This is a genomic window from Streptomyces sp. NPDC042100 (genome assembly GCF_055582325.1).
In genome coordinates this window covers 44,834-61,891 of record NZ_JBVJDK010000005.1, presented here as the reverse complement: position 1 = coordinate 61,891, position 17,058 = coordinate 44,834, and the positions used below count along the sequence as shown (strand labels likewise).

Annotated in this window: 16 protein-coding genes; 12 read left to right on the top strand and 4 right to left on the bottom strand. The window is 75.0% G+C overall.

What is annotated here, in order from left to right; genetic code table 11:
* Positions 1 to 12 precede the first annotated feature (12 nt).
* The 3 genes from ACZ6J5_RS12680 (at position 13) to ACZ6J5_RS12670 (ending at position 2,515) form a co-directional block, all read left to right on the top strand.
* Positions 13 to 279 (top strand): helix-turn-helix domain-containing protein, encoded by a 267-nt coding sequence (locus tag ACZ6J5_RS12680; RefSeq protein ID WP_469390641.1) that lies wholly within the window; start codon positions 13 to 15, stop codon positions 277 to 279.
* 323 nt (positions 280 to 602) lie between these two features.
* The gene (locus tag ACZ6J5_RS12675; RefSeq protein ID WP_469390639.1) at positions 603 to 1,331 is read left to right on the top strand and encodes a cyclodityrosine synthase; all 729 of its coding nucleotides are present in this window, start codon (positions 603 to 605) and stop codon (positions 1,329 to 1,331) included.
* Positions 1,328 to 2,515 carry a cytochrome P450 gene (locus ACZ6J5_RS12670; RefSeq protein ID WP_469390637.1) on the top strand — a complete coding sequence of 396 codons (1,188 nt, stop codon included), beginning with the start codon at positions 1,328 to 1,330 and terminating at the stop codon, positions 2,513 to 2,515. Before ACZ6J5_RS12675 ends, ACZ6J5_RS12670 begins: the two co-directional genes overlap by 4 nt.
* Positions 2,516 to 2,594: 79 nt before the next feature.
* Here the strand turns inward: ACZ6J5_RS12670 and ACZ6J5_RS12665 are convergent, their stop codons facing one another.
* Positions 2,595 to 2,870, bottom strand: a complete 276-nt coding sequence (locus ACZ6J5_RS12665) for a hypothetical protein (protein WP_362480417.1) — start codon at positions 2,868 to 2,870, stop codon at positions 2,595 to 2,597.
* Positions 2,871 to 3,017: 147 nt separating this feature from the next.
* On the opposite strand from ACZ6J5_RS12665, the gene ACZ6J5_RS12660 reads away from it, so the two are divergent.
* A complete protein-coding gene (locus ACZ6J5_RS12660; RefSeq protein ID WP_362480414.1) occupies positions 3,018 to 3,377 on the top strand; it encodes an arsenate reductase family protein in 360 nt (119 codons plus the stop codon).
* A gap of 64 nt (positions 3,378 to 3,441) precedes the next feature.
* Here ACZ6J5_RS12660 and ACZ6J5_RS12655 read toward each other — a convergent pair whose 3' ends face one another.
* Positions 3,442 to 4,356 carry a Gfo/Idh/MocA family protein gene (locus ACZ6J5_RS12655; protein ID WP_469390635.1) on the bottom strand — a complete coding sequence of 305 codons (915 nt, stop codon included), beginning with the start codon at positions 4,354 to 4,356 and terminating at the stop codon, positions 3,442 to 3,444.
* A gap of 337 nt (positions 4,357 to 4,693) precedes the next feature.
* Here ACZ6J5_RS12655 and ACZ6J5_RS12650 point away from each other — a divergent pair, with 337 nt between their 5' ends.
* The 4 genes from ACZ6J5_RS12650 to ACZ6J5_RS12635 all read left to right on the top strand — a co-directional run bounded on the left by ACZ6J5_RS12650 (position 4,694) and on the right by ACZ6J5_RS12635 (position 9,518).
* Positions 4,694 to 6,085, top strand: coding sequence for a hypothetical protein (locus ACZ6J5_RS12650; protein ID WP_469390633.1), 1,392 nt, complete (start codon positions 4,694 to 4,696; stop codon positions 6,083 to 6,085).
* Entirely contained in the window at positions 6,082 to 7,296 is a 1,215-nt protein-coding gene (locus ACZ6J5_RS12645) for an ARPP-2 domain-containing protein (protein ID WP_469390631.1), read from the top strand. The genes ACZ6J5_RS12650 and ACZ6J5_RS12645 overlap by 4 nt, the downstream gene beginning before the upstream one ends.
* 171 nt (positions 7,297 to 7,467) lie before the next feature.
* On the top strand, positions 7,468 to 8,499 hold the full coding sequence (gene glnII, locus ACZ6J5_RS12640) for a glutamine synthetase (protein ID WP_469390629.1): 1,032 nt from the start codon (positions 7,468 to 7,470) through the stop codon (positions 8,497 to 8,499).
* A gap of 440 nt (positions 8,500 to 8,939) precedes the next feature.
* Positions 8,940 to 9,518: a winged helix-turn-helix domain-containing protein gene (locus tag ACZ6J5_RS12635; protein ID WP_469390627.1), complete on the top strand. Its 579-nt coding sequence runs from the start codon at positions 8,940 to 8,942 to the stop codon at positions 9,516 to 9,518.
* A gap of 9 nt (positions 9,519 to 9,527) precedes the next feature.
* On the opposite strand, the gene ACZ6J5_RS12630 is transcribed toward ACZ6J5_RS12635, so the two are convergent.
* Both ACZ6J5_RS12630 and ACZ6J5_RS12625 read right to left on the bottom strand, forming a co-directional pair.
* On the bottom strand, positions 9,528 to 10,970 hold the full coding sequence (locus ACZ6J5_RS12630) for a PepSY-associated TM helix domain-containing protein (RefSeq protein ID WP_469390625.1): 1,443 nt from the start codon (positions 10,968 to 10,970) through the stop codon (positions 9,528 to 9,530).
* Between the two features lie 58 nt (positions 10,971 to 11,028).
* The gene (locus ACZ6J5_RS12625; protein ID WP_469390623.1) at positions 11,029 to 11,766 is read right to left on the bottom strand and encodes a hypothetical protein; all 738 of its coding nucleotides are present in this window, start codon (positions 11,764 to 11,766) and stop codon (positions 11,029 to 11,031) included.
* Positions 11,767 to 11,966: 200 nt separating this feature from the next.
* On the opposite strand from ACZ6J5_RS12625, the gene ACZ6J5_RS12620 reads away from it, so the two are divergent.
* The 4 genes from ACZ6J5_RS12620 to ACZ6J5_RS12605 all read left to right on the top strand — a co-directional run bounded on the left by ACZ6J5_RS12620 (position 11,967) and on the right by ACZ6J5_RS12605 (position 17,054).
* A complete protein-coding gene (locus ACZ6J5_RS12620; protein ID WP_469390622.1) occupies positions 11,967 to 12,767 on the top strand; it encodes a tyrosine-protein phosphatase in 801 nt (266 codons plus the stop codon).
* Positions 12,768 to 12,955: 188 nt separating this feature from the next.
* Positions 12,956 to 14,884 carry a hypothetical protein gene (locus ACZ6J5_RS12615; protein ID WP_469390620.1) on the top strand — a complete coding sequence of 643 codons (1,929 nt, stop codon included), beginning with the start codon at positions 12,956 to 12,958 and terminating at the stop codon, positions 14,882 to 14,884.
* A gap of 221 nt (positions 14,885 to 15,105) precedes the next feature.
* Complete coding sequence (locus ACZ6J5_RS12610) at positions 15,106 to 15,993, top strand: metal-dependent hydrolase (RefSeq protein ID WP_469390618.1); 888 nt, start codon at positions 15,106 to 15,108, stop codon at positions 15,991 to 15,993.
* On the top strand, positions 15,993 to 17,054 hold the full coding sequence (locus ACZ6J5_RS12605) for a PDR/VanB family oxidoreductase (RefSeq protein WP_469390616.1): 1,062 nt from the start codon (positions 15,993 to 15,995) through the stop codon (positions 17,052 to 17,054). The genes ACZ6J5_RS12610 and ACZ6J5_RS12605 overlap by 1 nt, the downstream gene beginning before the upstream one ends.
* Positions 17,055 to 17,058 lie beyond the last annotated feature (4 nt).

Genomic DNA, 17,058 nt, shown 5'->3' with positions numbered 1-17,058 from the left:
GGGGCGGCCCTGGTGGTCCGCCAGCCGGGCCCGCTGGCCCCTCTGCTCGCCCTCTTCGAGGCCCGCTGGGCGCGTTCCGCCCCGCTCGCGGACGAGCTCCCGAGCCCTGTCGAGGGGCGGGTGCTGCGCACCATGGCGCGGGTGGACAAGGACGAGGCGGGCGCCCGCGAGCTCGGCATGTCCGTCCGGACCTACCGGAGGCACATCGCCGCGCTCATGCGGCGCCTGGGCGCGCAGAACCGTTTCCGGGCGGCGCTGGCGGCCCGGGAGCGGCACTGACTCTGAGGGGGGGGCGGCCGAGCGGTGAGCCCGGCGCGCGGGGCCCGGCGCGCGGAGGCTGCTCTCGGCTTCGGCCCGCGTCGCCGCCTGTGGCGCCGTCGATGTCGGTGTCGGTGTCGTCCCTGTCGTCCCCGTCGTCCCCGTCGTCTGTGTCGTCTGTGTCGCGCGTACGACCGGAATGCGAAGAGGTGACGAATTCCCGCCCCTACTCACCGGTAGACCATTCGCTCTCCGTGACGGATCGGTAGCGTGTCGTCGTCGCTGCCGCCACACCCGGAGCACTGGGCTCCGCTGGGACTAGCTGGCGCGATGAGGAATCGAACGTGACTCAGGCGGCCATCGCCCCTGCAGAGACGCTCCAACTCCAGCCGTACACCGGCCACTGCCGCGTCATCGCCGACGAGGGCGCGCACGTGGTCATCGGCGTCTCCCCGGGGAACAGCTACTTCACGGCCCAGCGACTGCGCGATCTGGCGCGCTGGGGGCTCGCGCACTTCGAGCGGGTCGACTTCGTCTACACCGATCTGCACGTCGCCGACATGTACGAGGCGCTCGGGTACGGGGCCGAGGAGGCGCGGCGCAAGGCCGTGAAGAACCTGCGGGGCGTGCGCGCGAAGGTGCACGCCGCCGTGGCCGAGGAGGACCCCTCGGGGGTGCGCCTGCGGGCGCGCGGGATGTCGGAGTTCACCTCCGTGCCCGCCTACCGGACGCTGCACGTGGAGACCGTCGCGGCGGTGGCCGGGGACCCGGTGGTGCGGCGCACCTGCGACGCGCTGGCCGGGATCTTCCTGGCCGGGAAGCTGACGCCGGGCCAGGAGATCACCGAGCGGCAGCGGGAGGTGTGCCGGGAGTACATCTGCGCCGAGGCGCCGCTCTTCCTGGACACCCCCGCGATCCTCGGGGTGCCGTCCTCGCTCAACGTCTATCACCAGGCGCTGCCGCTCGCCGACCTGCTGTACGCCCGGGGGTCCGGGCTGCGTGCCTCGCGCAACCAGGGGCACGGCATCCTCACGCCCACCGCGCACACCGCGGACGAAGGAGGGTCGCGATGACGGCCACCACCGTCGAGAGCCTGCCCGCCTTCCCCTTCGACTGGGACGGCACCCGGCTGCCCGAGGAGGTCGCGCGGCTGCGGCACGAGCCGGTGCGCAAGGTGCGGACCATCGCGGGCGCGGAGGCCTGGCTGGTCTCCTCGTACGCGCTGTGCCGGCAGGTGCTCGAAGACCCGAGGTTCAGCCTCAAGGACACCTCGGCGCCCGGCGCGCCCCGGCAGTACGCGCTGACGATCCCGCCGCACGTGGTGAACAACATGGGCAACATCACCGGGGCGGGGCTGCGCAAGGCGGTCATGAAGGCGATCAGCCCGAAGGCGCCGGGTCTTGAGGAGTGGCTGCGGCGGCGGGCCCACGCGCTGGTGGACGCGCTGCTCGGCGAGGGGGCGCCCGGGGAGCTGCGGTCCGGGTTCGCCGATCCGTACTCGGCGGGGCTGCACTGCCGGATCCTCGGCATACCCGAGGAGGACGGGCCGCGGCTGCTGCGCAGTCTGGACGTGGCCTTCATGAACGCGCCGCGCGAGATCGAGGCGGCCCGGCTCAACTGGGACCGGGACATGGCGTACATGGTGGCGCGGCTGGACGACCCGGCGACCGGCGGGCTGATGGCGGAGCTGGCGGCGCTGCGGGACGACCCGGAGTACGCGCACCTGACGGACGAGATGCTCGCGACCGTGGGCGTCACCTTCTTCGGGGCCGGGGTGATCTCCACCGCCGGCTTCCTGACGATGGCGCTGGTGTCCGTGCTGACCCGGCCGGAGGTGCGGGAGGCCCTGGTCACGGGCGGGGTCGCCGGGGCGATGGACGAGCTGCTGCGGGTGAACCTGTCCATCGGCGACGGGCTGCCCCGGCTCGCGCTGGAGGACGTGCGGCTGGGTGACGTGCTGGTGCGTAAGGGCGAGCTGGTGCTGGTGCTCGTGGAGGCGGCCAACCACGACCCCGGGCACTTCGCCGACCCGCTGGCCTTCCGGCCCGGCCGGGAGAACGCGGCGGACCACCTCTCCTTCGGCGGCGGCCGGCACTACTGCCCGGCCACCGCGCTCGGGAAGCGGCACGCGGAGCTCGCCCTGGAGACGCTGCTCGACCGGCTCCCGGGGCTGCGGCTCGCGGTGCCGGTCGAACAGCTCGTGTGGCGCACCAACTTCATGAAGCGGCTGCCAGAGCGACTGCCGGTGGCCTGGTAGTCCCGGGGGGCGGTGGTCCCGGGGGGGGCGGGAAGGGGCGCTGTCCGGCACCGGCGGTGCCGGGCAGCGCCCGCCTGGGTCAGCGGCCGTAGCGGATCAGGGCCCGGACCATGTGGCAGGTGGTGTCGGACGGCGGGTGGATGCCGAGCTGGACGGCGGTCGCGCGTATCTTCGCGTTGGTCGCCCGCGACGGGAGGTAGACGCCCGCGTCGAGCAGGGCGATCGCGAGGCGCATGGCCTTCAGACGGCGGTTGTGCGTGACGTACCACTCGCGGGGGCGCCCCGCGGGCAGCGGCTGCTTCTGGAGCGGCTTCCAGGGCTCGATGGACGGTGTCCGGACCACGGCGAGAGCCATGCGCGACCTCCTGGCGAACGGTGGGCGAGAGCCCTCCCCGGGGCCCTTGCCTTCACCCCCGATTTTAGTCGCCCCCACTGACAATCGCCCCTGGTCGGAAGGGCTTTGGCGGCACTTTGGCAGCACTTTGGCGGTACGTTGGGGAGCATGGAGATCTGGATCAATCCCGCCTGTTCGAAGTGCCGCGCCGCGCTGACCCTGCTGGACGCCGAGGGCGCCGACTACACCGTGCGCCGCTACCTGGAGGACGTGCCGGGCCCGGACGAGATCCGGGCCGTGCTGGGTCGGCTCGGCCTGGAGCCCTGGGACATCACCCGGACCCAGGAGGCCGCCGCGAAGGAACTCGGGCTCAAGGACTGGCCCCGGGACGAGGGCGCCCGGGACCGCTGGGTCGAGGCGCTGGCGGCGCACCCGAAGCTGATCCAGCGGCCCATCATCACCGCGGAGGACGGCACGGCCGTCGTCGCCCGCACCGAGGAGGCCGTGCGGGACGCGCTGTCCCGCTGACCCCGGCCCCGGCCCCGGCCCCGGCCCGGCCCCGGCCCCGGCCCGGCCCCGGCCTCTGGTCGGCTCAGGCCGTCGCCCGGGACGCCGCCTGGGCCTCCGCCTCCGCCAGGATCTCGGTGAGCCGGGCCCCGAAGCGCACGTCGCACGGGTGCGGCTCGCCGCTGCGGACGGCCTCCAAGAGGGCGTCCACCGCGCCGCCGAACGCCTCCAGGGCGCCGTCCCAGCCCGGCATCGTCACCCGCCCCCGCTCCCCGTACAGCGAGAGCGCGGCCTCCGCGGCGCCGGGCGGGGCGCTCAGGGTGAGCGTCGCGGTGCTGCTCGCGCCCGAGGTGTGGCGCAGCACCAGGTGCCGGGTGTCGTCGGGGCCGGCGGCGCAGGTCACCGAGGTGACGTCGCCGAGGACCGGCAGGTAGACCGAGAGGACGTGCGGGCCGACGTCCCACAGGCCGCCCTTCTCGCGCCGCCACGGCGAGGCCGCGTACGCGCTGTCCGAACCGGGCGCGAAGAGGGAGCCCAGCCAGTGCGCCTCGCCGAGGAACCAGCCGCCCGCCTGGGCCTGTTCGGCGATCCAGCGGGCGGTGGGCGGCGCGAAGCGCAGGGTGCAGAAGACCACGGAGGCGACACCCGCCCCGGTCACCGCGTCGGCCAGCTCGCGGGCCGCGCCGGGCGCGGTCGCCACCGGCTTGTCGAGGATCACGTGGCAGCCGGCCGCCGCCGCGCGCGCGGCGAGCGGGGCCTGCACGTCCGGCGGCAGCGCGAGGGCGACGGCGTCGCACGCCTCGAACAGGGCGTCCGCGTCCTCGTACGCCCGGGTGCCGAAGGCGGCGGCCAGCTTCGCGGCGGCCTCGGGCCTGCGGCCCCAGACGCCGGCGAACTCCACGCCCTGGTGTGCCGCGAGGGCGGGCGCATGGGTGCGCTCGGCCCAGGGGCCGGTGCCGAGCAGTCCGATTCGGGGCTTCGCGCCGGGGATCTTCGTCATGCCCTCCAGTCTGCCGCGCCGTTCGGACATCCGGCTCCCCGATATCCGTCCGGGCCACCGATGTCCGTCCCCCGATGTCCGCGCGGGTCCCCGGAATCCGTCCCGGGACTCCGTCCCCGATGTCCGCGCGGATCACCGGAATCCGTCCCGCGTGTCCGCGTGGTCCCCGGTCCCGTATTCGATTGGACGGGCGCCCCGCCCCCGGTGCTAGCGTCGGCGGGCCGGCCGCGGGACTTCGGTGCGACTTCCGGGACCTGTCTGTGAAGCATCGTTTTCGCTGTTCGCTCCCCCATTCCCCGGCCGGCGCCCTGTCTCCGGAGCGCGAGGAGCCCGTCCGATGTCCGACCGCGTCGCCGCCGAGGACGTCCTGCTCTTCGTGAACGCGGCCCTCGCGGCCACCGGGCAGCGCGAGTTCCGGGCCGGGGCCGAGGAGCAGCGGCTCTCACTGGACTTCCTGCACGCGTACGTCTGCGGCAACTACCGCCCCCTGTACGCCGCCGTGCTGGCCCTCGACGTCAACGACCACAACGCCGCCCTGATCGCGGAGCGGCTGCTGCGCACACCCGGCGAGGGCGGCCCGGGCGAGGGGCGGCTGGTCGCGGCGCGGCTCGCGGTGATGCCGCCGCAGCGGGTGTACCGGCTGTTCGGCGCCCTGCGCGCGGCCGGGGTCAACAACCGGCGCACCCGCGCGATCGTGCGTGACTGGCTGGCCCGGCGCCCCGACCTCGCGCACGACGCCGTGAAGTACCGGCCCGGTCTGAAGGCGGCCGTCCGGCACGCGCACCTGCCGGTGTCCGGGGAGCTCGGGGACTTCCTCTTCGCGCCCGGCCGCCGGACCCGGTACGAGCACCGCACGCTGGAGGCGTTCCGGCGCGCGCACTACGAGCAGGGGGCGCTGTACGAGCTGCCGTTCACCGTCGCGGAGGGCTTCGCCGCGCGGCACGGGGTGGCCCGCGAGGTGTTCCTGGAGCGGATGGCGCCGCGCATGACGCGCCTGGAGCGGCTGCGGTCGCGCCCGGGGACGGCGGAGCTCGGCACCATGCCGCTGACGCGCCTGGCGCTGTACGTGCTGTCGCTGCCGTTCGCGGAGCGGGCGGCGCGGCGGGCCGAGCTGACGGAGGCGCTGCGGGCCGCCGCCGCGCGGGTGGCGGGGCCGCACGCGGGGAGCTGGGGGCGGGTGGCGGCCGTGCTCGACGACAGCTTCTCGTCCTCGGGTTCGGGGGTGAAGCGGCGCCGTCCGCTGGCGGTCGCGCTGGGCTGCCACTTCCTGCTGGAGGCGCTGGCCGCGCCGGGCGGCTTCGCGGCGCACTGGACCTCGGGCGGCACCGATCCGCTGCTGGTGCGCCCGTGGGGGGCGACGCCGCTGGGTGCCCGGATCCTGGACGCCCTGGACGCGTCGCCGGGCGCCCCGGAGCGGCTGGTGATCGTCTCGGACGGCTGGGACAACGCGCCGCCGGGGCTCGCGGGCGAGGTGCTGCGGGTGTGGCGGGAGCGGCTCGATCCGGGGCACCGGACGAGCGTGGTGCACCTGAACCCCGTATACGACGCGGAGCTCTTCGACGTGCGCCGGCTCGCCCCGGACGTGCCCACGGCGGGCATCCGGGACGCGGAGGACCTGGCGGCGCTGGTGGAGCTGGCGCGCTTCGCCGAGGGGCGGGAGCGGCCGACGGCGCTGCGGGCGTATCTGGACCGGCGGGTGGAGCTGTTCCTCAAGGAGGCGGCGCGGTGACGCGGATCGATCTGACGGGCCTGGAGGTCCGGCCGTCCCAGGTGTGGGGCGGGGTGCGGCTGGTGCCCCTGGTGCGCGCGGAGCCCGTCGAGGGCCTGCGGCTGCACCGGCGGATCTACGAGGGCGCCGGGGGGTCCGAGGGATCCGGAGGGTCTGGAGGATCCGGAAGGTCCGGAGGGCCCGGGGGATCCGTTGGATCCTGCGACTCCGGCGGCTCCGTCGACCTCGGCGGGGGTGTCGCGTACTCCTCCACGTACATCCCGCACGGCTTCGTCGCCGACTGGTCGGACTCCGGTCAGGAGGCCGCCGCGTACGGGACCCGGCTCGGGGCGGAGCCGCCGGCCGCGATCCCGGTGCGGCGGCTCGTCCGGCGCCACCGGGGCGAGCGGCGGCTGCGCTTCCTGCCGCTGCACCTGGCCCTGGAGGGCTATCTGTCGCTGCACTTCGGAGGGCCGTCGATCGCCTGGGAGGAGTGGTCGGGGCAGGCGGTGCGCCGGGGCCTGTCGCCGCGCGCGGAGGCCGCGTACACGGGCCGGCAGGTGCCGGGGCTCGCCGAGGCGCTGCGGGTGTTCGAGATCCATCCGGGGCAGTGCGGGATGCTGCTGTACGTGTCCGACGCGCTGGCCGCGGCCTTCGTGGTGCCGCACCCCGACGACTACCGGGTGCTGCATCCGACGCTGGTGGAGGACCTGTTCGGGGAGCTGGTGCACCAGTACGCCCTCTATGGGGCGCCGGTCGCCGACTTCACGGTCTCTTTGGAGAGCGCCGCTGTACATTCGCTGGCCGATCTGCGGGCCGCCGCGCGGGAGCGGGAGCGGGCCTGGGCACGGGCGCACGACGGGCTGATGGCCCGGGACCTGCTGGAGACCCCGTACGCCTTCGAGCAGGTCCACCGGCTGGGGGGCTTCCGGCTGTTCCGCTTCCTGCCGCCGTTCGCGCGCTCGGGGCGGGAGCAGCACATCGGCGAGCTGATCGCCGACCACCGGGGGCGGACGGCGTATCTGAAGACCTTCCGGCTGTCGGAGGCGCAGATCCGGCGGGGTCATCTGCTGCGCCGCCTCGCGGACTGCGACTGGCACCTGGAGCGGACCGCGCGGGCGCTGGGGACCTCGTACGAGGAGCTGGTGGCGCGGATCCGGCGGGCCGGGTTCGAGACGCTGCTGAACGAGCACGCCGTGGCCCGCCGGGCGCGCGAGCTGAGGGAGAGTTGAGCCGCCCGCGCGGAAGGCCGAGTAACACGGGGTTCACAATCGGGCAACCATCGGGAAATCCGATATTGCGATGCTGCGGCGCAGACACCGCCACCGCAGCTCTCGCAGCGTCGCGAGCGTAGCGAGCCCGGTGCACCGAGCACCCGCAGCGCACGCCAAAGGATGAGGCCCGTGACCTTCAAGGCTGAGTACATCTGGATCGACGGCACCGAGCCGACCGCCAAGCTCCGCTCGAAGACCAAGATCATGCCCGGCACGGGTGCCGCCCTGGAGGAGCTGCCGATCTGGGGCTTCGACGGTTCCAGCACCAACCAGGCCAAGGGACACGCCTCGGACCGCGTCCTCAAGCCGGTCTTCTCCTGCCCGGACCCGATCCGCGGCGGCGACGACGTGCTGGTGCTGTGCGAGGTCCTGAACACGGACATGACGCCCCACGCGTCCAACACCCGTGCCGCGCTGGCCGAGGTGTACGCGCGGTACGCCGCCCAGGAGCCGATCTTCGGCATCGAGCAGGAGTACACCTTCTTCGACGGCGAGCGCCCGCTCGGCTTCCCGGTCGGCGGCTTCCCGGCCCCCCAGGGCGGCTACTACTGCGGTGTCGGCGCCGACGAGATCTTCGGCCGTGACGTCGTCGAGGCGCACCTGGAGAACTGTCTGACGGCGGGCCTCGGCATCTCCGGCATCAACGCCGAGGTCATGCCCGGCCAGTGGGAGTTCCAGGTCGGCCCGCTGGCGCCGCTGGAGGTCGCCGACCAGCTGTGGGTGGCCCGCTGGCTGCTCTACCGCACCGCCGAGGACTTCAAGGTCTCCGCGACGCTGGACCCGAAGCCGGTGAAGGGCGACTGGAACGGCGCGGGCGCGCACACCAACTTCTCCACGAAGGCGATGCGCGAGGGCTACGACGCGATCATCACCGCCTGCGAGTCGCTGGGCGAGGGCTCGAAGCCGCTCGACCACGTCAAGAACTACGGCGCGGGCATCGACGACCGGCTGACCGGTCTGCACGAGACCGCCCCGTGGGACAAGTACCACTACGGCGTCTCCGACCGCGGCGCCTCGGTCCGCATCCCGTGGCAGGTCGAGCAGGACGGCAAGGGCTACATCGAGGACCGGCGTCCGAACGCGAACGTCGACCCGTACGTGGTGACCCGCCTGCTCGTGGACACGTGCTGCGCGGCCCTGGAGCAGGCCGGCCAGGTCTGATCCACCGCCGATCCGCCGCTCATCCGCCGCTGATCCACCGCTGATCCGCCGCTGATTCGCAGCTGATCCGCAGCTGATCCGTGTGCCCGGAAGGGGCGTCCGCCGTTCCGTACGGTGGGCGCCCCTTCCGGCATGTGGGAAGCACATGTGTGCGGCGCGACACGGCTTTTGGCCGACCGAGGGCTGCCCACCGCACTTCCCTCCTGGTTTAATAGGGATATGGCCAGCATCGAGAACGACACCGCGAAGGGTCGCCACGACCTTGAGCCGTTCTGGCCTTCCCGGCAGCACCACGACTACGACCGGTGCTGTCGACGCGTGAGGAACGCGTCGGCCCTCTAAAGCCCCCGACCGGTAGGTCCGGTCGTCCGGCCTTCGGCCGACGCGCATGACGTACGACGCCTGTCCGTCCGTAACTCGCGCGAAAGAGTTGAGCTTTCATGGCCCATGTCCAGGCTGCCGCCACCCTGACCCCGCTGCGTCCCCGCGTCGACCGCGCGGACCGCGCCGACCGCCTCGAACGTGCCGACCGGCACCGGCTGCGGGCCGTCGACCCCGACGAGGTCGCCGGTCTCGCCCAGGTCGCCGACTTCCTCCCGCCGGGCGCCACGCTGCTCCCCGCGCCCCAGCACGCCCTGCCCACGCTGCCCGGCCGCCCGCCGATGGTCGGCTACCTCGTGCTGCTCCCCGCCGACCAGCAGCCGCCGGTCCCGCAGGCGGCGGCGCCGCTCGCCGAGCAGGGGCCGGTGGCCATCGACGGCGTCCAGCGGGTCGCCGTCGTGGACGGGCGGGCGCTCGACCTGACGTATCTGGAGTTCGAGCTGCTCGCCCATCTCGTGGCCCACCCGCACCGGGTGCACACCCGCGACCAGCTGGTCACCACGGTGTGGGGGTACGGGCACGTCGGCGACGGCCGGACCGTGGACGTCCACGTGGCCCGGCTGCGCCGCAAGCTGGGCGCCGAGCACCGCCACACGATCCAGACCGTGCGGCGGGTCGGCTACAAGTACACCCCCTGACCTGAAGGGTCAGGACGTCGTGGCGGGGTTCCGGCTCCGGAACCTCGCCACCAGCCCGGCCGCCGCGTCGACGGCCAGGAACAGCAGCAGGCTGAGGCCGAGCAGCGGCACGAACCAGGCCACCAGGGCCACGGCCGCGAGCAGCGGCAGCAGCATCGTCGGCGGCACCTTGCGCCAGGCGCCGCGAGCGACCGGGCGGCCCGGCCGGCGCAGCCACCACATCCGGTAGCCCCACAGGATCAGCAGGACGAGCGCGAGCCCGAGGGCGGCGAGCGCGAGCTGGTTGAACAGGCCGAGGAAGACGCCCATGTGGGCGTCGATGCCGATCCGGGTGAGCTTGGCGAGAAGCGGGTAGTCGGCGAAGCGGAGCTCGTCGAGGACGGTCCCGTCGGCCGGGTTCACGGCCACCGAGTCCAGCTCGACGGGGAACTGCGTGTCGGTCTCCTTCACCACGTACCCCGCGTCCTCGGCGGGCAGCACGACCGAGATCCGGGGGCTGTCGACGCCGGCCGCGCGGGCCGCCGCGACCGCCTTGTCGATGCCGATGTCCGTGCCCTTCGGGGCGGCCGGCGCGGGCTGGTGGCCGGCGCCGTGGCCCGCGTGCTCGCCGCCGCCCGCCGCGCCGCCGGGGGTGACGGCCGCGGACAGCGCGGGGGTCGCGCCGCCGAGCCGGTCCTGCACGGAGCCGATGTTCTCGCCCGCGTACCGCGACCAGGTCAGACCGGTGGCGGAGAGGGCCACGAGACCGGCCACCGACCACAGGCCGACCGTGCCGTGCCAGGAGAGGGTGCGGCGGCGGGACTTCGGGCCGCGCTCGGGAACGAACAGCGCGCGGCGGTTCCTCCGGCGGCGGCCGAGCCACAGCAGCAGGCCGCCGAGCGCGACCACCCACAGCCAGCTGGCGGCCAGCTCGCTGTAGTTGCGGCCGAGCTCGCCGAGGTGCAGGTCGACGTGGAGCCCGGAGATCCAGGTGCGCAGCGGGAGCGCGCCCGAGCTGCCGTAGCTGGGGAGCTGCCCGCGTATCTCGGCGGTGTACGGGTCGACGAAGACGCCCATGGAGGTGCCCTCGGGCGCCTCGGGGTCGTCCATCAGGACCCGGGTGGTGGCGCCGGGTTCGGCGCCGGGCCACACGGCGGTGACGGTGCCGTCGGGGTTGGCCGCGCGGGCCGCCTCGACCTGGCGGGAGAGCGGGAGCGGGGCCGCGTCGGCGGGGACGGGGACTTCGAGCTCGTGCGCGTACACGAGCTTCTCGGCCGGTACGGACAGGGCGTAGAGCACGCCGCTGAGCGCGGCGACGAGGAGGAACGGGGCGACGAGGACGCCCGCGTAGAAGTGCAGGCGCAGCACGAGCGGGCGCAGGGCCGCCCAGCCGCGCGGCCGGGCGGCGGGTTCGGAGGAGCGGGACTCGGGGGCCTCGGGGGTGTCCGGGCGCGCGAGATCGTCGAGGGTCATGGAAGGTCCTGGGAACGTGTGTCGGCAGGGGGAAGCGGCCCCCGGGTACCGATCCGCGTCAGACGCGGGCTCCGAGGGCCGTGGCGTGGGGGAACACCGGCCCGGGCGGCCCGCGCCGGGAGACGGTGTGCGCGAGGACCACTCCGCGCAGCCTGCGGGTGTACGGGGCGGTGCGGACCGGCCGGAGGGCCGGCGGCACGGGGGCGAGGACGGCCGACAGCCGCCCGACGGCGAGCGCGAGGCACAGCGGCGTGAAAGCGGCGGCGGCGACGGCGCGGGCCAGCGCGAACAGCGCGGCCTCGCCCCGGGCGAGCCAGAGCCCGCAGGCCAGGGCGGCGAGCAGGTGCGCGAGGAGCATCCCGGCGCCGGAGCCCGAGGCCGAGGCCATGGCCACGAGGTGGTCCAGGGCGCCCATGCCGGCCATCGCGTCCATGGACCCCATGGACCCCGTGGATGCGATGGATCCCGTCGCGTCCATGGACCCCATGCCGGGCGCGCCGCCCATGTGGTCCATGCCCGCCATGTGGACCGTGCCCGCCATGTGGTCCATGCCCGCCAGGTGCCCCATGGCGTCCGTGGAACCCATGGATCCCCTCGCGTCCATGGCCTCGGCGTGGGCCGGTGATCCGCCGTGTTCCCCGGCGCCGAAGATCAGGTGCAGGGCCCCCTGGACGCCCGTCAGGCCGGTCGCGATGGCGAGCAGGCCCCGGCGGCGGCCCGCGGCGGCCCAGGCGAGGGCGGCCGTCGCGGCGAAGGCCAGGACGAGCGAGCCGACGGGAATCGCGTGGGCAGACATGGACGAATGCCCCACCGCTGCCAAAGTGACGCACACCGCCGCGAAGAGTGCGGCACGGAGGGCGCGCAGCGGCGACCTGGTGTGCGTCATGGTCCGGTCATGCTGCCATCCCCGCCCAGGGCCTGGAAGACCGCCCCCGACACCCATCGGTTACGGTGATCGGAAGACTGTATTTGTACCGTTTTCATAGGAGTCGACACATGCCCGCGATCCCCGCCGCCACGGTCGCCAACCTCCGCGACCTCGGCACCCTGCCGCTCGGCGAGGGCCGCAGCGTCCGCGAGGGCCTGGTCTTCCGCTCCGGGCAGCTCGACCGGCTCGATCCTGCCGACCCGGCGGTGGCCGCGCTCGGCGTCCGTACCGTCGTCGACTTCCGCACCGCCGCCGAGCGGACCGCGCGGCCCGACCACGTGCCGGACGGCGGGCGGCTGCTGGTGGCGGACGTGCTCGCGGACTTCCTGGCGACCAGCGGGCTGCCGCCGGCCGCGCAGCTGAAGACCCTGCTCTCCGACCCGGCGCTGGCCGAGGAGCACCTGGGCGGGGGCAAGGCGCGGGACGCGTTCCGGCGGACCTACCGGGCCTTCGTGAACACCGAGTCGGCGCGCGCCTCCTACCGGGCCTTCCTCACCGAGCTGGGCGACCCGTACGCCGGTCCGCTGCTCTTCCACTGCACGGCGGGCAAGGACCGCACGGGCTGGGCGGCGACGATCGTGCTCGCGCTGCTCGGCGCGGACGAGGAGACGGTCATGACCGAGTACCTGTCGGTCAACCCGGGGGTGCGGCAGGCCTTCGCCCCGATGATCGAGGGCTTCACGGCGCAGGGCGGCGACCCCGAGCTGGCGCTGGCGCTGATCGGGGTCGTGCCGGAGTACCTGGAGGCGGCGCTGGACGAGGTCGCGGTGCGGCACGGCTCGATGGAGGCGTACGTGCGCGACGGCCTCGGCGTCCCCGACGAGGTGGTCCGGGTGATCCGGGAACGGCTGACGGTGTACGCGGCCTGATGCGGGACCGGCTCGCGGTGTACGCGGCCTGATCCGAGAACGGCTCGCGGTGTACGCGGTCTGATCCGGGACCCGCTCGCGGTGTACGCGGTCTGACGGGCGGGCATCCCCCGTCCAGGGGGTCCGTGGGACCCCTACGGGGGACCCCTCCGGGGTGACCATCGCAAGATTCGCTCGTTCTGCTGAACGTGAGCACCCAGGAACTCGCCCCCTCCGCAGGCCCCTCCCCCGACTCCCCCGGCCCCCTCGACGTGGAGCAGGCCGAGGCCGCGCTGGTCGAGCACTATCCGCGGCTGGTCCGGATCGCCTATCTCGTGCTGCCGCCGTCGCTGGGCCGCAACCGCCGGGTGCTGACCGCGCACGCGCTGGTGCAGCGCTCGCTGCCGCGCCGCAGGACCCCGGCCGCCGCCCTGCCCGGGGCGCGCCGCCCGGAGGACGCGGTGGACCCGGGGTACGCGTACGTCCGGGGCGAGGTGCTGCGGCAGGCGCTGACGGCCGGGCTGCCGCTGCGGCGGCGCGCGCTGCCGCGCCGGGCGCAGTTCCCGCCGCTGCTGCCGCAGGTCTGGGGGCTGCGGCTGTTCCCGAGGGCGGGCGGCGCCGACGAACTGGCCCTGGACCAGCGGCTGTCCGCGCTGTCCGGGCCGGGGCGCGCGGCGTACGTGCTGCGGGGGCTGGAGCGGCAGGGGGATCCCGAGGTGGTGCGGGTGCTGGCGGCGGCCGGGGCACCGGACCCGGAGGGGGCGCTGGCCGAGGCGGACGGGGTGGAGGCGGGCGCCGCGCTCCTGGAGTCGGCCGAGTTCGACCCCTGTTCGCTCCAGGCACGCCCGCCGGACCTGATGCGGCGGCGCCAGCACGGGCGGGCCGCGCTGGCGGCGCTGGCCGCGGTGGTGGTGTGCGGGACGCTGCTCGGGCTGCCGGGGGACGGCTGGGGGCGGAACGGGGCGGCGGCGCCCTCGTACGCGCGCAATCCGGCGGCGGAGGCGGCGCTGGACCCGGCCGGGGTGAAGCGGGTCGGGCCGCTGGAGTGGCGGCTGTCCAGCCGTACGGACTTCTCGGTGTGGCCGGCCCGGGGCGGGCTCACGGGTGACGCGGCGCTGCTGCGGCGGGCGCTGGCGGTGTGGGCGCGGCCCGGCCCGAGCGTGCACGCCTCGGCGACGCCGGGGACGCCGGCGGGGCCGCCGATGGCCTCGCCGCAGCTGCTGTTCGCCGGGGTCGTGGACGCGGCGCGGGTGGTCCTGTTCTACGACGGGCTGCGGGTGGTGCGCTACGCGGAGCCGGTCGACGACACGGGCGGGGCGGCGCTGGACTTCGCGCGGACGGACGGGGCGGACGCGGTGGGCTCGGCGGCGCTCGTGGTGTCGCGGGCGGCGGGCAACGTGCGCTATCTGACGGCGCCATGGGTGACGGGGGCGGCGGTGGCGGATCTGCTGCGGCCCTCGAAGGCGTCGTGGCCGCTGGCCCGGGACGCGTCCGGGGTGACGGACCCGCTGCCGAGTCCGGCGACCGCCCGGACCTGCGAGGTGTGGAACGCGCTCCAGGTGAAGGACGCGACGGGCGTGCGGCTCCTGGGCGACCTGGGCGAGCTGGCCCCGGCCCGGCTGACCTCGGGCCCGCCGACGGCACCGGCGGACGCCACGGGCCCGGCGGCGCGGGAGGCGTGGGCGCGGACGGCCTGCCAGCTGGGCGCGGTGCGCTCGCACGGGGTGCGGGCGGTCAACACCTGGGCGTACGCGACGCAGCCGCTGCCGGAGGGCGCCGGGCGGGCCGAGTGGCTGTGCGCGCGGGCGGAGACCTGGCGGGGCACGGGCGCCCGGGCGCTGGCGCTGTTCCGGGCGCCGGGCGCGACGGGGACGGCGGCCCTGGCGGCGCGCTCCGAGGGCGGTCCGGCCTGCGGGCCCCGGGAGCCCCGGGTGCTGGCGGGCGTGATGTGGCAGGCGCCCGGCCGGCAGTGGTACGTGGTGGCGGCGGGCACCGGGGACTTCGCGTCGCTGGCGCTGTCGGGCGGGGTGACGGGGCGGGCCGAGGGGCACCTGCTGGCGGTGCGGGCGGCGCCGGGCGGCCGGGCGGACCTGACCGGGACGCTGACGGACGGGACCCGGGTGGCCGCGCTGCGGTGACGGGATGGGGATGGGGATGGGGATGGGGGCGGGGGCGGGGCGCCGGCGGAAGCGGGAACGGGAACGGGATGCGCCCGGCTCCCGACCCCGGCTCCCGGCTCCCGGCTCCCGGCTCCCGGCTCCCGGCTCCCGGCTCCCGGCTCCCGGCTCCCGGCTCCCGGCCATGGAAAAGCCCTGCGTGACCTCTGGTCCTCGCGTCTACCCCTCAGTACATTGACGCCATGTCTAATACGCAGCCTGCACCGGTGGCGTCGGAGCACATCGAGCTCAAGGCCCGCAAGGTCTCCTTCGACTGGGAGGAGACCCCGCTGCACTGGGTTCCCGGCGACCCGTTCACCACCCACACCATCAACGTGCTGCACCTGCTGCTCCCGGCCGGCGAGCGCTGGTTCGTGCACGTGTACAAGCAGGTCCTCCCGTACATCACCGACGACCGGCTGCGTGCGGACGTCATCGGCTTCATCGGGCAGGAGGCGGTGCACTCGCAGGCCCACGACGACGTGCTCCCGCACCTCAAGAAGCTCGGGCTCGACCCCACCCCGTACACCGCGCAGGTCGACTGGTTCTTCGAGAAGCTGCTGGGCGACCGGACCCTGCCGCCCGGCCGGCCGCGCCGCTGGTGGCTGATGGAGCGGGTCGCGCTGATCGCCGCCATCGAGCACTACACCGCCTTCCTCGGCAACTGGGTGCTCAACGCCGAGGAGCTCGACCGGGTCGGCGCCGACCCCGTCATGCTGGACCTGCTGCGCTGGCACGGCGCCGAGGAGGTCGAGCACCGCTCGGTCGCCTTCGAGCTGTTCCTGCACCTCGACGGCGGCTACCGGCGGCGCGCCCGCACCTGGGCGGCGGCCTTCTCCGCGCTCGTCTTCCTCTGGCAGCGCGGGGTGCGCTTCTTCATGGAGAACGACCCGTCCGTACTCGGCGCCAAGCCGACCGTCGGCCAGTTCGTGCGCAAGGGCCGCGAGGGCGTGCTGCCCTCCACCCCCGACATGCTGCGCTCCATCCCGCGCTACCTCAGCCGGAGTTACCACCCCACCCAGGAGGGCTGCACCGCCCAGGCCGCCGCCTACCTGGCGAGCTCCCCCGGCGCCAACGGAGGCCGTCACTGATGCCCCGCCTGCGTACCGTCGCCCTCGTCGCCGGGGCCGCGCTGCTCGCCAAGCGGGCCCTGCGCCGCCGGATCGACGCCTCCCCGCTGTGGCCCATGCCCGCGCTCGACGAGCCGGTCTCCGGGCGGGGCCGAGGCTCCACCGTCACCCTCAGGGTCCTCGTCGCCGAGCGCCGCGAGCCCGCCGAGGGGGTCGTCGAACTGCGCCTGGAGGGCACCGGACTGCCCGCCTGGCAGCCGGGCGCGCACATCGACCTCGTGCTGCCCTCCGGGACCGTACGGCAGTACTCGCTGTGCGGCGACCCCGCCGAGCGGGACGCCTACACCGTCGCCACCCGGCTCATCGAGGCCGGGCAGGGCGGCCGGGGCGGCTCCCGCGAGGTCCACGAACAGCTGCACGTGGGCACCGAGATCGAGATCCGGGGGCCGCGCAACCGCTTCCCGCTCACCCCCGCCCCCGCGTACGTCTTCGTCGCCGGCGGCATCGGGATCACCCCCGTCCTCCCGATGGTCCGCGCCGCCGAGGCGGCCGGGGCGGGCTGGCGGCTGCTGTACTGCGGGCGCAGCCGGGCCACCATGCCGTACGCGCGCGAGCTGGAGGAGCTGGGGCGCGGCCGGACCACCGTGGTGGCCGAGGACGAGAGCGGGCGGCCCGACCTCGCCTTCCTCGGCGGGCTGCCCGCCGAGACCGCCGTCCACTGCTGCGGCCCCGAGGGCCTGATGGAGGCGGTGGGGGCCGCCCTGCCGGAGGGCCGGACACCGGCCCTGGAGCGCTTCACCGCCGCCCGGACCGGCGACGGGACGCCCTTCGAGGTCGAACTGCGGCGCTCCGGGAAGACGTTGACGGTGGCGGGCGACCGATCGGTGCTGGCGGCCGTGCGCGAGGCCGTCCCGGGAGTCCTCTACTCCTGCGAGCAGGGCTTCTGCGGGACCTGCCGGCAGGACGTCCTCGCGGGCGAGGTGGACCACCGCGACGAGCTGCTCACCGACGAGGAGCGGGCCGGTTCGATGCTGATCTGCGTGTCGCGGTGCGTGGGCGAACGGCTGGTGCTGGACCTGTAGTCCG

Coding starts and splice junctions, on each gene's coding strand:
- ACZ6J5_RS12670 (WP_469390637.1), top strand. CDS start 1,328: ATGACGGCCACCACCGTCGAGAGCCTGCCCGCCTTCCCCTTCGACTGG.
- ACZ6J5_RS12665 (WP_362480417.1), bottom strand. CDS start 2,870: ATGGCTCTCGCCGTGGTCCGGACACCGTCCATCGAGCCCTGGAAGCCG.
- ACZ6J5_RS12660 (WP_362480414.1), top strand. CDS start 3,018: ATGGAGATCTGGATCAATCCCGCCTGTTCGAAGTGCCGCGCCGCGCTG.
- ACZ6J5_RS12655 (WP_469390635.1), bottom strand. CDS start 4,356: ATGACGAAGATCCCCGGCGCGAAGCCCCGAATCGGACTGCTCGGCACC.
- ACZ6J5_RS12650 (WP_469390633.1), top strand. CDS start 4,694: ATGTCCGACCGCGTCGCCGCCGAGGACGTCCTGCTCTTCGTGAACGCG.
- ACZ6J5_RS12635 (WP_469390627.1), top strand. CDS start 8,940: ATGGCCCATGTCCAGGCTGCCGCCACCCTGACCCCGCTGCGTCCCCGC.
- ACZ6J5_RS12630 (WP_469390625.1), bottom strand. CDS start 10,970: ATGACCCTCGACGATCTCGCGCGCCCGGACACCCCCGAGGCCCCCGAG.
- ACZ6J5_RS12625 (WP_469390623.1), bottom strand. CDS start 11,766: ATGTCTGCCCACGCGATTCCCGTCGGCTCGCTCGTCCTGGCCTTCGCC.
- ACZ6J5_RS12620 (WP_469390622.1), top strand. CDS start 11,967: ATGCCCGCGATCCCCGCCGCCACGGTCGCCAACCTCCGCGACCTCGGC.
- ACZ6J5_RS12610 (WP_469390618.1), top strand. CDS start 15,106: ATGTCTAATACGCAGCCTGCACCGGTGGCGTCGGAGCACATCGAGCTC.
- ACZ6J5_RS12605 (WP_469390616.1), top strand. CDS start 15,993: ATGCCCCGCCTGCGTACCGTCGCCCTCGTCGCCGGGGCCGCGCTGCTC.